General features: G+C 62.1%; 13 protein-coding genes. 9 read left to right on the forward strand and 4 right to left on the reverse strand.

From position 1 onward, the window contains the following. Positions 1-172 precede the first annotated feature (172 nt). The 7 genes from CFB47_RS38975 (at position 173) to CFB47_RS39005 (ending at position 5667) form a co-directional block, all read left to right on the forward strand. Entirely contained in the window at positions 173-472 is a 300-nt protein-coding gene (locus tag CFB47_RS38975) for a hypothetical protein (protein WP_009692898.1), read from the forward strand. Beyond that, positions 469-1974 (forward strand): TolC family protein, encoded by a 1506-nt coding sequence (locus tag CFB47_RS38980; protein ID WP_069302011.1) that lies wholly within the window; start codon positions 469-471, stop codon positions 1972-1974. Before CFB47_RS38975 ends, CFB47_RS38980 begins: the two co-directional genes overlap by 4 nt. 1 nt (position 1975) lies before the next feature. Next, the gene (locus CFB47_RS38985; protein ID WP_060096542.1) at positions 1976-3271 is read left to right on the forward strand and encodes a copper oxidase; all 1296 of its coding nucleotides are present in this window, start codon (positions 1976-1978) and stop codon (positions 3269-3271) included. A 67-nt stretch (positions 3272-3338) separates the two neighbouring features. Continuing rightward, positions 3339-3686: a copper-binding protein gene (locus CFB47_RS38990; protein WP_009693496.1), complete on the forward strand. Its 348-nt coding sequence runs from the start codon at positions 3339-3341 to the stop codon at positions 3684-3686. A 63-nt stretch (positions 3687-3749) separates the two neighbouring features. After that, positions 3750-4124 (forward strand): copper homeostasis periplasmic binding protein CopC, encoded by a 375-nt coding sequence (copC, locus tag CFB47_RS38995; protein WP_009693495.1) that lies wholly within the window; start codon positions 3750-3752, stop codon positions 4122-4124. Continuing rightward, positions 4124-5065, forward strand: coding sequence for a copper resistance D family protein (locus tag CFB47_RS39000; RefSeq protein WP_060096539.1), 942 nt, complete (start codon positions 4124-4126; stop codon positions 5063-5065). Before copC ends, CFB47_RS39000 begins: the two co-directional genes overlap by 1 nt. A gap of 269 nt (positions 5066-5334) precedes the next feature. Beyond that, a complete protein-coding gene (locus CFB47_RS39005; protein WP_069302012.1) occupies positions 5335-5667 on the forward strand; it encodes a DUF4148 domain-containing protein in 333 nt (110 codons plus the stop codon). Between the two features lie 392 nt (positions 5668-6059). Here CFB47_RS39005 and CFB47_RS39010 read toward each other — a convergent pair whose 3' ends face one another. From CFB47_RS39010 to cueR, 4 genes are all read right to left on the reverse strand, one after another. Further along, on the reverse strand, positions 6060-7604 hold the full coding sequence (locus CFB47_RS39010; protein WP_060096533.1) for a multicopper oxidase family protein: 1545 nt from the start codon (positions 7602-7604) through the stop codon (positions 6060-6062). A gap of 72 nt (positions 7605-7676) precedes the next feature. Next, positions 7677-9971: a heavy metal translocating P-type ATPase gene (locus CFB47_RS39015; protein ID WP_089454681.1), complete on the reverse strand. Its 2295-nt coding sequence runs from the start codon at positions 9969-9971 to the stop codon at positions 7677-7679. Positions 9972-10369: 398 nt separating this feature from the next. Then, positions 10370-10567, reverse strand: coding sequence for a heavy-metal-associated domain-containing protein (locus CFB47_RS39025; RefSeq protein WP_009687815.1), 198 nt, complete (start codon positions 10565-10567; stop codon positions 10370-10372). Positions 10568-10634: 67 nt separating this feature from the next. Further along, positions 10635-11036: a Cu(I)-responsive transcriptional regulator gene (cueR, locus tag CFB47_RS39030; protein ID WP_069302025.1), complete on the reverse strand. Its 402-nt coding sequence runs from the start codon at positions 11034-11036 to the stop codon at positions 10635-10637. Between the two features lie 364 nt (positions 11037-11400). Between cueR and istA the strand changes: the two genes are divergently transcribed. Next, on the forward strand, positions 11401-12912 hold the full coding sequence (gene istA / locus CFB47_RS39035; RefSeq protein WP_027809980.1) for an IS21 family transposase: 1512 nt from the start codon (positions 11401-11403) through the stop codon (positions 12910-12912). Positions 12913-12916: 4 nt separating this feature from the next. Next, a complete protein-coding gene (gene istB / locus CFB47_RS39040; RefSeq protein WP_012213993.1) occupies positions 12917-13705 on the forward strand; it encodes an IS21-like element ISBmu1 family helper ATPase IstB in 789 nt (262 codons plus the stop codon). Positions 13706-13854 lie beyond the last annotated feature (149 nt).

Genomic DNA, 13854 nt, shown 5'->3' on the forward strand with positions numbered 1-13854 from the left:
GCCATTCCCCTGCCGTCTTCCGCCGGTGTCGTGTCGTTCCTGACCGACGGCATCGAACGCCCTCCTCGCTGCCTTCTCGTCTAGTTCTCCATCGCGGTCAATGACCTGCGATGTGCCATCCGTACTGGCGGTTCTGCGTGGACCCGCCAGGTGACTCACGACGAGAAAACGTATGCGATTGATCACTGCAGCGCTACTGAGCGCGGCGGCTACTTTGCCGGCGCTTGTGCACGCCACGACAACAATTCCCGACCCGACCGACGCAGCGGCCTCCGTGCCGGCGGTGACCGTCCCGTCTGCCCTCGAGGGATATCGCCCCTATAGCGACGCGGATAACCCGACCTGGCAGCAACTGAATCAGGCTGTCCAGGGCAAACCGTCTATGGGCGGCATGAAGCACGGTGGCACGCCGAGCCAGCCGGCCAACAACAACCATTCGAACCACTCGTTGCACGGGGAACCCGCCAAATGATGCGACGATTCGTTTCTACTCGAATGGGGGCGGGAGTCGCCGTCTTGGTGTTTCTCGCCGGGTGTACGACGTTCTCCAAGGACGGCGGGTTCAATACGGTGTCGTCGACTGCCAGGGAACGGCTCGGCAAGGACGCCGTCATCGTCAAGACGGACGCCGACCGCGACGCTGCGGCGAAACGAACGCAGGAACTGCTCTCGAAGCCGCTCAGCATGGACGACGCTGTCCAGGTTGCGTTGCTGAACAACCGCGGTCTTCAGGTTTCCTATGCCGAACTGGGGCTGTCGGAAGCCGACCTGGTACAGGCTGGTCGCCTCCCGAATCCGGGATTCACGTTCAGCCGGACGCGCGCGGGCAACGGCGACCTGAACATCGGCCGCACGTTCTCGGCGAACGTTCTCAGCATCCTGACGTTGCCGTTCGCTGCGCATATCGAAGGGCGCCGCTTCGAGCAAACGAAGCTCGAAACCGCCGACGCCATGCTCAAGATAGCGGCCGAGGCGCGCCGCGCGTATGTCAACGCGGTAGCCGCCGAGCAGGCGGCCAAGTACGCGGAACAGGTGAAAGACTCGGCGGATGCCGGCGCGGAATTGGCTTCGCGCATGCGTCAGGCCGGGAACTTCAGCAAGCTCGATTACGCCCGTGAGCAGGCGTTCTATGCGGACGCGGTGGCGCAGTCAGCCAAGACGCACCAGCAAGCCGTGGTCGCACGCGAAAAGCTGACGCGAATCATGGGGCTGTGGGGCGCGGGTACGCAATACACACTCCCGGACCGTCTGCCCGACCTGCCGAAGCAAAGGCCCGACCTCAACGACCTGGAAAGCTATGCGATGCAGAACCGCCTCGACATCCAGGCGGCGAAGCTGCAGACCCAAAGCGTTGCGTCTTCTATGGGGCTCAGCAAGGCCACGCGGTTCATCAACGCGCTCGACGTCGGTTACCAGAACAACTACGAGACCGACAAGGGTCACGAGCACGGCTACGAAATCAGCGTCGAGATTCCGATTTTCGATTTCGGAAGCGCCAAGGTCGCCCGGGCCGAAGCGACTTACATGCGTTCGGCGAACCAGCTTGCCCAGACGGCGATTGATGCACGTTCCGAAGTGCGCGAATCGTACTCGGCCTACGTCACCAGCTACGACGTTGCGAAGCACTATCGCGACGAGGTCGTGCCCATTCGCAAGACCATCTCGGACGAACTTCTGCTTCGGTACAACGGCATGCTCGCCAGCGTCTTTGAGTTGCTCGCCGATTCGCGGGAGCAGGTCGGCGCAGTCAACAGCTACATCGATGCATTGAAGGACTACTGGCTGGCGGAAACGGACCTCCAACAGGCGGTTGGTGGCCGTCTGCCGCAGGCCGGCGACAAGCAGGATTCGAAAGAGCCGGCGCCGCAACGACCGGTAGTCATGAGCGCTCCCAACAGCACGCAGCCCGCGCTTCAATCGACGTCAGCTCCCGCGGCGCAATCGGCGCCGGCAATGGATTCGGAAGGTAAATAACATGGTGTCCCGTCGACAATTTCTCAACGGCTCGGGTGCAGCGCTGGTGGGCGCGGCCCTGGTCAGCAAGGCTGGTGCCGCGTCGTTGCCCGAAGCGCCGACCATGGCGAAAGCCACCACGCAACCCCCTCTCGTGCCGCCGAACGGCCGCCCGTATACGCCGGTCACGACGCTGAACGGCTGGACGCTGCCGTGGCGGATGAAAAACGGATGGAAGGAATTCCACCTGACGGCCGAACCGGTCGTACGCGAGATGGCGCCTGGCATGAAGGCGAATCTTTGGGGTTACAACGGGCAATCGCCCGGCCCGACCATCGAGGCCGTCGAGGGCGACAAGGTTCGCATCTTTGTGACGAACAGGCTGCCCGAGCACACCGCCGTTCACTGGCACGGGATGTTGTTGCCGAACGGCATGGATGGCGTCGGCGGCCTTACTCAACCGCACATCCCGCCCGGCAAGACCTTCGTCTACGAGTTCCAGCTCGAGAAGCACGGCACGTTCATGTATCACCCGCATGCCGACGAGATGGTACAGATGGCGATGGGGATGATGGGGCTGTTCATCGTGCACCCGAAAGACCGCAGCGTGATGCCGGTCGACCGTGACTTCGTGTTTCTGCTGGCGGCCTACGACATCGACCCTGGCAGCTACACGCCGCGCGTCAACGAGATGACGGACTTCAACATGTGGACGTTCAATTCGCGCGTGTTTCCGGGCATCGACCCGCTGCCGGTACGCGCGGGCGACCGCGTGCGCATCCGCTTCGGCAATTTGACGATGACGAACCATCCGATTCACCTGCATGGCTACCACTTCGAAGTGACGGGCACGGATGGCGGCTGGATTCCGCCGTCGGCCCGTTGGCCGGAAGTTACGGCCGATGTGGCGGTCGGGCAGATGCGCGCCATCGAATTCACCGCGAATCGTCCCGGTGACTGGGCATTCCATTGTCACAAGTCGCACCACACGATGAACGCGATGGGACACCAGGTACCCAATCTCATCGGCGTCCCGCAGAAAGACCTCGCGAAGCGCATCAACAAGCTGGTGCCGGACTACATGGCGATGGGTAGCACGGGCGGTGCGATGGGCGAGATGGAGATGCCGTTGCCCGACAACACCTTGCCGATGATGACGGGCACGGGACCGTTCGGGCCGCTGGAAATGGGCGGCATGTTCACGGTCGTGAAGGTGCGTGAGGGGCTCGGCCGAAACGATTACCGCGACCCGGGTTGGTTCAAGCACCCGAAGGGAACCGTAGCTTACGAATACACCGGCGAACTGCCGGACAGCTGAACAACATAACAAGGTCGGGCGTGACCCGGCCATCCGCTTCATCAACTCAACTCTGGAGAAATGCACGATGAAAAAAGCACTTGTTTCGATTGCGATGGGCTGTGCACTGGTTGTTTCCGCTGGTGCGTATGCAGCAGGCGACATGAGCAACATGGACATGAGCGGTGGCGCCAAGCAAAGCGAGGACGCGAAAAACAGCATGTCGCACGGCGAAATCAAGAAAGTTGACGCCGCCAACGGCAAGCTGACCATCAAGCACGGTCCGCTTGAAAACCTTGGCATGGAAGCCATGACGATGGTCTTCAAGGTCAAGGACCCGGCGATGCTTTCGCAGGTCAAGGTCGGCGACAAGATTGATTTCGTGGCCGAGGAAGTGAACGGCGCACTTACCGTGACGAAGCTGCAGAAGCAGTGAGGACATCCGGCGGGGTGCGGCTGTTCTGCGGCCCCGCCTTGACCATTCGAGACGAGCAAGAACATGAAGACTTTCACATTCAGCCGGTTTGCTGGCCTCGCCGCGGCCAGCGCTATCGCACTCGCACCCGCCGCGGCGTTTGCGCACGGCAAACTGGAAAGCGCAGCACCCCCATCAGGCAGTACGGTCGATGTAGCGCCGGACGTTTTGCGTCTGACCTTCAACGAAGACCTCGAGCCGACATTCAGTTCGGTGAAGGTATCCGACGCGAGCGGCACCGCCGTCACGAAGGAAAAGGCAAAGGTCGACGGAGCTAATCCGCGTGTCATGACAGTCGCGGTGCCGAAGCTGGCTTCGGGTACGTACACGGTTCAGTGGGCCGTGATGACAGCCGACGCACACAAGACCAAGGGCACCTACACGTTCAAGGTGAAGTGATGAACGAAGGGTTCCTCGGCATCCTGCGACTCGTGTCGGTGGCCATTCAGAACGTCGGTTTCGCCGTCGTCGTCGGTGCGCTGCTCAGTGGCCAATGGCTTGCGCGTGGCGAGTCGACCTGGCAGGAGCGGGTCGGCCGGCGGCTTATCGTCACGCTTCGACTAGCGTCCATCGTCTCGTTGCTGGCGAGCACGCTCTCGTTCTGGGCGCATTGCGCACTGATGAGCGACTCAACGCTATCGGAGGCCGGGCCGGCCGTGTGGTCGATGCTTGCGGGAACCGGTTTTGGACATGCGTGGTTGGTTGGCGCGTTTCTTACGCTCGGTATTGCCGTACTGTCATTCGTGAGGTCAGGAAACGAAGCCCGCTTCCCGTTCGCGATATGGGTGGCGTTGGCTGGCGTCGCGCTTGCGCGCAGTAACGGTGGGCATCCTGTCGATGCGGGACTGTTCAGTCTGCCTGTCTGGGCGGATTGGCTGCATCTGCTTGCCATTAGTGCGTGGGTCGGGCTTGTACTGGTGACGACCTATGTCGTGATGCCGCGCCTGCTCGATGCGCCTGGGAATGAACGACTCACCAGCGCGTCGTTCGTGCAGTCGCTGTCCGACACATCGACCTATGCATTGATTGTTCTGTTCAGCACCGGCGCGTACAACGGTTGGAGAGGAGTCAATGTTCCTGCCAATCTGTTGGGGTCGACTTACGGGCAAGTGCTCATGCTCAAACTTGCGCTCGTACTGGTTGCCGCGGCACTCGGCGGACACAATCGTTTCTTCGAGATGCCGACGCTTCTGTCGACGCTGAAAAATCCGTCGAAGGCCGTGCCGAGCGGGCCGCTTCGCCGATTTGGCATGGTGCTGCATGTGGAGTCTCTCGTACTGGTCGGCGTGCTGATGGTGGCCGCCGTGCTCGTCTCGAGTCCGCTGCCAGGCACAACGTAATCGACACGCCGTCATCGTCCGTCCACGCGGGTGGTTCGCCCACGCAGATTCGTTGTTCTCGTGCGGCGACCATCCCTTGCAAGCCCGGCTGATTGGCCGGGCTCTTTTTTTGTACGCGGGTTTCGCGTCTTCGAGTGGTGCGATCGGAGATGAACGCCGCGTGACCAAAAGATCATTTTCACGTCACGGCTCAATCAGAGCCACCTCTCCAGAATGTGTCTCATTGGAGTCGCATATGGAGGCTCCACGTTTCGCAACGGAGAGAAAACATGAATATTCGAATTGTCGCTGCCATGGTTGTCGCCGCATCTGCTGCCACGTCCGCTTTCGCCGATAGCGGCCACGACTATCCCAACGTCGCTCAAAACAGCAATCCCGTATCGAACACTGCCGCTGTCTCGCCGGCTCCGACCGTGAGCCAATCCGGGAACCCTGCTTCGCAGGGCAAGACCCGGGAGCAGGTCCGGCAGGAACTGATTCAGGCCTATCACGATGGCCTGTTGCCAATCAGGAAGCATGACTACCCGCCGAGCGCAGCAACCATCGCCCGCAACAAGGAGCTCCATAAGCTTTCCGAATCGAAATGGGCAGCCCAGCATTGACGAATTCCACACTCTGTCGAGACGGGTAGCGCGGAGCCTTGTTGCTGTTCGCCGCCTCTTACCCTTTGACGTGCCTGACGCGGATGTGTCGAGATCGCCTGTCTTTGGGAGCCCAACGTGAATCCATTCGGTCGCGTGGCAGGTTTTACTACGGTGACTTTTGCTGCATTACTCGTCTTGTCTGGCTGTACGAGTCTGGTGCCCCGGACTTCGGAAGCCCCCGGCGATGAGTCGACGAGGCAGGGGGCCATCAGGTTGCCAACGTCGTATCCCTGCCAAAACCTTCACGTCAAACCACCGAACTGTCCTCCGCGATGACGTAAATCCGCGTCCGTTCAGCGGTCCGGCCGTTCCAAAAACAAAGAGGCATGCCCGTGTAGCCCGACCGACTGTCAAACGTAACGCACTTCGGTGATCATGCCGGACTTCATGTGATAGAGATTGTGACAATGCATCAGCCACCGGCCTGCATTGTTGGCATCGAACGCCAGGGTGACCTTTGCCATCGGCGGGACATGCACCGTGTCACGCAGCGCCCCGGAGAACGTTTTGCCATTGAGCGCGACGATCTGAAAGTGGTGCCCGTGCAGATGCATCGGATGGGCCATCATCGTGGTGTTCTGGAACGTAATAGCCACCCGCTGTCCGCTGCGGATTTTCACCGTGTCGCGATTGTCCCAGCCCTTGTGGTTGATTCCCCACGTATACGGCTGCATCGAACCGGTCAGCATCAGCACAGAATGCGAATCGACGGGACGGTCTGCCAGCGGCCTGAGCGCAGACAACCGCAGTTCCTGATCGAAGCTCACCGGTCCAGCGGCGGCTGTCGCCCCCGCGACCTTGCCCACGTTGACGCCTTTAGAGGCGAGAATAATCCCCGTCTGTTGTCTGGCTCCTTCCCGTACGGCGAGAATCGGCCACGCTCCGGTCCCGTTGGGCAGGTCAACGAGAATATCGATCCGCTGAGCCATCGCTAAACCAAAGCGGCTGCCTGTCAGCGGCTGGACGGCGTTGCCGTCGACCGCCGCGACCGTACCTCGCAACGAGCCGAGGTCAACGTGGAAGTTGGTGGATGAGGCGCCGTTGATAATCCGCAAGCGCACTCTTCCGCCTTGCTCGACCCGGATGACTTCCGGGTCGTCGAGCGTGCGGTCGTTGGCGAGATAGGCATCGAAATCGACATCGTTAAGGTCCATCTTCATGCCGGGCATTTGATCCGGCATGCTACTGCCGCCCATGCCACCCATGCCACCCATGCCACCCATGCCACCCATGTCAGACATGCCGTGCATACCGCCCATCCCACCCATGCCGTGGGGCTGCGCGCCCGACTTTTGACCGGTCATGGCTCCCTTGGAATCTGCGTTGCCCTTCTGCAGCTCTGAGAACACTTCGGCGGGATCGCGGAACAGGAAATCCTCCAGAAAGATCGCCACCTCCTGGCGGTCAGCCCGTACATCGTCGGCCGTGCGCACAACCAGTGGAGCGGCCAGCAGTTTCTGATGCTGGAAACCATGATGTGAGTGCATCCAGTAGGTGCCGGGGCGCGCGGCAAAATCATAGGCGCGCCGCTCCCCTGGTTGAAGCGCCGGCACGCCGAACTGGGTCACGCCGTCCTGATCGGACGGGGGCGTCTGTCCGTGCCAGTGGACAATGGTGGGTTCGTGCAGGCGGTTGTCCAGTTCCACGGCAAAGCGCTCGCCCGGTTCGAGGAACAGGCCGCGCGTGCCGTCCGGCTGATGCAACCCGTACACCGTCGCAGCACGGCCGTTGACCTCGATCGAACGGGTATCGACAATAAGGCGACGCGAAGTGCCGCTCACATTTCCATTCGCGACTTCTTTTGAACCGCTTGAGGGCCATTCTGCGCATCCGGTTAGCACGGCCGAGGCGGCGGCAGCGGACGTCAGCAGGAATTGACGGCGAGATAGTGACATGGGGCGCCCCTGGTTTCATGGGTTACGATCATGACGGCAGCGCTCAATGCCGCCGGTTTCTTCTGCGAAAAGTCAGATTTTCACGTTCCGCAACCGTAGCGCGTTGGTGATAACCGATGCCGAACTCAGGCTCATGGCCAGTGCGGCGATCATCGGGGACAGCAATAATCCGGTGAACGGATACAGTACCCCTGCCGCCAGAGGCACACCCAGGGCGTTGTACACAAACGCGAAGCCGAGGTTCTGCTTCATGTTCCCGATTGTCGCCTCGGACAACTCCCGGGCTCGCGCGATGCCGCGCAGGTCTCCTTTGACGAGGGTCACCTGTGCGCTGCTCATCGCTACATCGGTGCCGGTGCCCATCGCGACGCCCACGTCCGCCTTGGCAAGCGCGGGCGCATCGTTGATACCGTCACCGGCCATGGCTACAACCTTGCCTTCCTGCTGGAATTTCGTCACCAGCGCCAGCTTGTCGGCTGGTTTGACCTCGCCATGGAATTCACCGATGCCGAGCTTCGTCGCGACAGCCCTGGCGGTCACGACACCGTCGCCCGTCGCCATCACCACGCGGATACCGTCTTCCTTGAGCCGGGCCAGTGCCTCGGGTGTCGTTGCCTTCACCGGGTCCGAAACCGCGAGCAGGCCGGCCAGCATTCCATCAACCGCCAGATACATGACGCTGGCGCCCTGCGCACGCAGCGTGTCCGAATTTTCCGTGAGCGTCCCAACGTCGATGCCGTCGGCCTGCATGAGGGTGGTGTTGCCCAGCGCGAGATTGCGGCTGCCGACCAGTCCTCGCACGCCAATCCCGGTGCTCGACTCGAAGTGCTCCACCTTCTCGAACGCGAGCCGCCGTTCACGGGCCGCATCCACGATGGTCGCAGCGAGCGGGTGTTCGCTACCCTGGTCAAGACTGGCCGCGAGCCGGAGAACATCCTCTTCCGCATATCCATTCACGCCGATTGCGCGTTCGAAGGCAGGGCGACCTTCGGTCAAGGTGCCTGTCTTGTCGACGATCAGCGTGTTGACCTTCCGGAAGTTCTCAATCGCAGCCGCATCCCGAAAAAGCACACCGTTCGACGCGCCTTTGCCACTCGCGACCATGATGGACATGGGAGTCGCCAGCCCAAGCGCACAGGGACAGGCGATGATGAGCACCGCCACGGCATTGATAAGCCCGTAGACCCAACTGGGCTCGGGTCCGAAAAAGCCCCAGGCGACGAACGTCAGGATGGCGACGCCGACCACCGCGACGACGAAAACTCCCGCGACCTTGTCAGCCATGCGCTGCATGGGTGCCCTGGAACGCTGCGCCTGCGCGACCATCTGGACGATTTGTGCCAGCATGGTCTGGGAGCCGACCTTCTCCGATTTGATGATGAGGCTTCCGGAGGTATTCATGGTCGCGCCGATGACGTGGTCACCCACCCGCTTGCTGACGGGAATAGGTTCGCCCGTAATCATGGACTCATCGAGCGCGCTGGAACCCTCCGTCACAACGCCGTCGACCGGAACCTTCTCGCCTGGTCTTACGCGAAGGAGGTCGCCGACATGGACGTGAGCCAGTGGAACGTCCTCTTCTGTGCCGTCGGCGTTGATACGCCGCGCGGTCTTCGGCGCCAGTCCCAGCAGTGCCTTGATGGCAGCGGACGTCTGCGACCGAGCCTTCAGTTCGAGCAGTTGCCCGACGAGCGTCAACGAAATAATGACGGCCGCGGCCTCAAAATACACGCTCACACGACCATGTGCGGCAAATGCCTCCGGGAAGACTCCTGGAACGACTGTCGCGATGACGCTATAGACATAGGCCGTCCCCGTACCAAGTCCGATGAGCGTCCACATGTTCGGGCTGCGATTGATGAACGAGCGGGTGCAACGTTCGAAGAACGGCAAGCCCGCCCACACGACGACCGGAGTCGAGAGAGCCAGTTCGACCCAGCTCTGTGTGGACGCTTCCATCCAGCCCAGCCGGTGGCCGAACATGGCCAGGACGAACACCACGGCCGTCAGCGGCAGCGTCCACCAGAACCTGCGTCGAAAATCCGTCAGCTCGGGATTCTCTTCGTCCTCGAGACTGGGCAACAAGGGCTCAAGGGCCATACCGCACTTCGGGCAGTTGCCAGGATGGTCCTGGCGAATTTCCGGATGCATCGGGCAGGTGTATATCGAGCCCTCCGGCGCAGCCTCAACCGACGTGCTGGTCGACGGTTTGACATATCGCAACGGGTCCGCCCGAAACTTCTTCTGACATGACGCACTGCAGAAGAAATACGGATGTCCATCGTGCTCGCTGCGAAATGGCGAATCCGCCGTGACAGACATGCCGCACACCGGGTCCCTGAGCGCGCCGTCGGGACCTTCGGACATTTCACCGTGGCCATGTCCGTGGTGCGCCGCGTGATTGCCATCGGCATCCCCGCTGGCCTGACCTTGCGCGGCGTGCGCAGCATGGTCTTGGTGGCCGCCCGCGCCGTGGCTCGCGTTCAGGTGTTCGGGAGAAGTTTCGCCGTCGTTACGCTGTCCGCTCATTTTCCGTGCTCCGCGTTGTCTTTCACACTGTGCACAAATTGCGTCGCCTGTCGTGCCGTCCATTGGTAACGCTGGCCGCTATGGTCTGTTGCGGGGACGCCGACCGGCCAGCTTGCTCGTTCCACGAGTGCAGGGGAACGCGCGGCCGCCGGTGTGATTATCCGCCCCTGAGCCAGGCTGGTCCCGAGAAACGGGATAGTCGAAGGCTTCGTGGCCTGACCTTCAGATGTGTAAGCTCATGCGAGCGCGGCGGGACTATATCCGGCCTCCTGTATCGCCGAAAGAAATTCACCCGCCTCGCGTGACGACTCGATGCGCACGATCCTGGTTTCCAGGTCGACGGTCACGTGTGCCGCCGTATCGACTTCCTTGACCGCTTTCGTTACGACGCCCGCGCAGTGCCCGCAGGTCATATCCTTGATGGTCAGTTCCATTTTCCAACTCCGTTCCGTTGAATCATTTCAGTTACAACCTTTCGCTGCGGGGCAGGTCAAGGGGGCGTCAATGCGCCGCGCCAGCCAGTTTCTCCAGAATCGGACAGTCAGGGCGTGAGTCCCCTTTGCAGTGGGCTGCCAGATGCCGGAGCGTATCCCGCATTTCCACCAGTTCCTGAATGCGTAGATTCAGGTTGGCAATATGCTCATTCGCGAGCCGTTTGACCTCGCCGCTGGACCGGCTGCGGTCTTCCCAAAGGGCCAGCAGCACCGCAATCTGCTTCGTGGAAAAACCAAGATGTCGGGCCTGCCGGACGAAGCGCAGCACCTGGACATCCCTGGGCGTGTACACACGATAGTTCGCCCCTGTCCGGGTGGCAGCCCGAATCAGGCCTGTTTCCTCATAGTGACGAATCATCTTGGTCGACATGCCCGACGACTGCGTATTCCGGCGAACGTGATCACGCATTTCGGCGGATCGTGATCATGGATTCCGAATGATCGTGATCACCCGTTTCGGTTGATCGTGATCGCTGATCACAGGTTTCCGAAACGCGTGATCACGATGCCGGAATGAGCGATCACGGGACCGAAACGGGTGATCACGTAACCGGTGTCACGGGGCGGCGCTATGGAGCCAATGCGGGGTCGGCATAAGGGCGCCACTTGAGGGGCGGCACATAGGCGCCAGTCCAAGGGCGGCGTAATGGCGCCACGTTAGGGGCGGCGCATAGGCGCCAGCAGCATCAGGGCGAGAACGCGGTTCGAACTTTCCGAGTCGGTACGCTCCGTTCTTTTTGAACGGAGCGTCCATGGCCAACAGGAGGTTCGAATTGTTTGAATACCGCCAAGTCCTTGTCCGCATGCGGCAAGGCGATTCTGACCGCGACATCGCGCGCGGCGGTTTGATGGGGCGCAAGAAGCTGACGACCGTGCGCCGCGAGGCTGAAGCGCGTAGTTGGCTGGATCCGGTGCAGCCGCTGCCGGACGACGCTACGATCGCGGGTGTCTTCGGGCGCACGCCGCACCTGCCGCACACCTGTGTGTCGACGGTTGAGCCATATCGCGAACAGGTCCGCGAATGGCTTGCCGCCGGCGTTCAGGGCACCACGATCCATGCCGCCCTTCAACGCAATCATGGCTACGCCGGCAGCTATTGTGCCGTGAAGCGCATGCTGCGCCATCTGGCTGCCGAGCGCAGCGTGGCCACCACAACGATCCTCGACTTCGCACCGGCCGACGCCGCGCAGGTCGACTTCGGCGCGGGACCCGTGCTGACGGTCGAGGGCATTGCGGTCCGGACGTGGATCTTCGTGATGACGTTGTGCTGGTCGCGCCACCAGTATGCCGAGATCGTGCTGGACCAGACCGTCGAGACGTGGCTCGCCAGCCACCGGCGCGCCTTCGAATGGTTCGGCGGCTGTCCCGACCGGGTCATCATCGATAACGCGAAGTGCGCGATCATCCGGGCGTGTCGATACGAGCCGGCGGTGCAACGCTCGTACGCCGCGCTTGCCGAGGGATATGGATTCCGGATCGACGCCTGTCCGCCGCACGATCCCCAGAAGAAGGGCGTCGTCGAATCGGGCGTCAAATACGTCAAGAAGTCCTTCGTGCCGCTGCGCGAGTTCCGGGATCTGGCCGACGCCAACCGGCAACTGCGCGAATGGGTGATGCAGCAGGCCGGCACTCGTATCCACGGCACCGTCCACGAACGGCCGCTGACGCGCTTCGGCGTCGAGCGCCCGTTGCTCGCTGCATTGCCGGACGTGCCGCCGGTACTGTCGGTCTGGAAGGAGGTGGCGGTCCATCGCGACGGCCACGTCGTCTACAAGCACGCGCTGTACTCTGCACCGTTCACGCTCGTCGGCAAGTCGCTCTGGCTGAAGGCGACCGATACGGTCATCCAGCTGTTCCATCGGCATGAACTCGTCGCAACCCATCCGCGGCAGCGGGCCGGCGGTCGCCACACGGTGCGAGATCACCAGCCGCCCGAAGCGCAGGCCTGGCTCGAGCACGATCCGCAGTGGTGTCTGGCGCGCGCGAAGGAGATCGGGCCGTCGTGCCACGGCGTGATCCTCGCGCTGTTCAACGACAAGGTGCTCGTCAACCTGCGCGGCGCGCAGGGGATCATCCGGCTGCGACAGAAAGTCGGCGATCAGAGGCTGGAAGCAGCCTGCGAGCGTGCGCTCGCGTTCAGCAGCGCGAAGTACAGCACCATCAAGGGCATCCTCGACAAAGGCCTGGACAGCGAACCGGTGCCGCGTCCCGCGTCGGCCCCGACTGGCGCTTACCAGAACGGCGGCCGCTTCGGCCGTGATCTCCAATCCCTGCTGATCCACTGACACCATGAACCCGAGTCCCGAATTGAATTCCATCCTCAAACAGCTGCGCCTGTCCGGCATCCTCGACTCGCTTGAGCAGCGCAACCGTCAGGCGATCGACGGGCAGCTCGCCTATACCGAGTTCCTTGCCATGCTGCTGCACGACGAGGTTGCCCGTCGCGAACACAAGAAGCTCGGCACCCGTCTGCTGCGCGCCGGCTTCGCGATGGGCAAGACGCTCGAGACGTTCGACTTCGACCGGCTGCCTACGTTGAACCGCTCACACGTTCATGATCTCGCGACAGGCCGGTATCTCGACGAGAAGGTCGCGATCCTGATCGCCGGTCCAACCGGCACCGGCAAAAGCCACTTGGCCCAGGCGCTGGGCCACTGCGCCGCCCGCCAAGGCCGCGATGTGCTGTTCATCTCGCAGACCGAGCTGCTCAAGCGATTGAACGCCGCGCGCGCCACCGGCGCCTATGACCGCAAGTTCCAGCAGTACGCCCGGGTGCCGCTGCTGATCGTCGATGACTTCGCGCTCAAACCGCTACGTACCCCGCAGGACGAGGACTTCCACGATCTCGTCGCGGCCCGCTACGAGCACGCGGCGACCATCCTGACGTCGAATCTCGACTTCGGTGAATGGGGCGCCGCGTTCCCCGACAACCGCATCCTCGGCACCGCCACACTCGACCGACTACGCCACGGCGCCTACCGGCTCGTCCTCGAGGGCGACAGTTACCGCACCCCGAAACCGATGCCAGATCCCCCTCAAAATGCAGTTGCCAAAAACGGCAAAAAACCGCAACCTTGAAACCGTTCGAATCCGCGTTTTACCCCCGGTTCTGCTGGCGCCATTACGCCGCCCATCCCCGGCTCCTTTACGCCGCCCCGCGACAACCGGAACGTAATCCGGGTTTGAGTCTGGCGGTGGCGTTGCGCATGTATTCACCGACGGCGTTA

The organism is Burkholderia sp. AU27893 (assembly GCF_002223205.1).
Classification (GTDB): domain Bacteria; phylum Pseudomonadota; class Gammaproteobacteria; order Burkholderiales; family Burkholderiaceae; genus Burkholderia.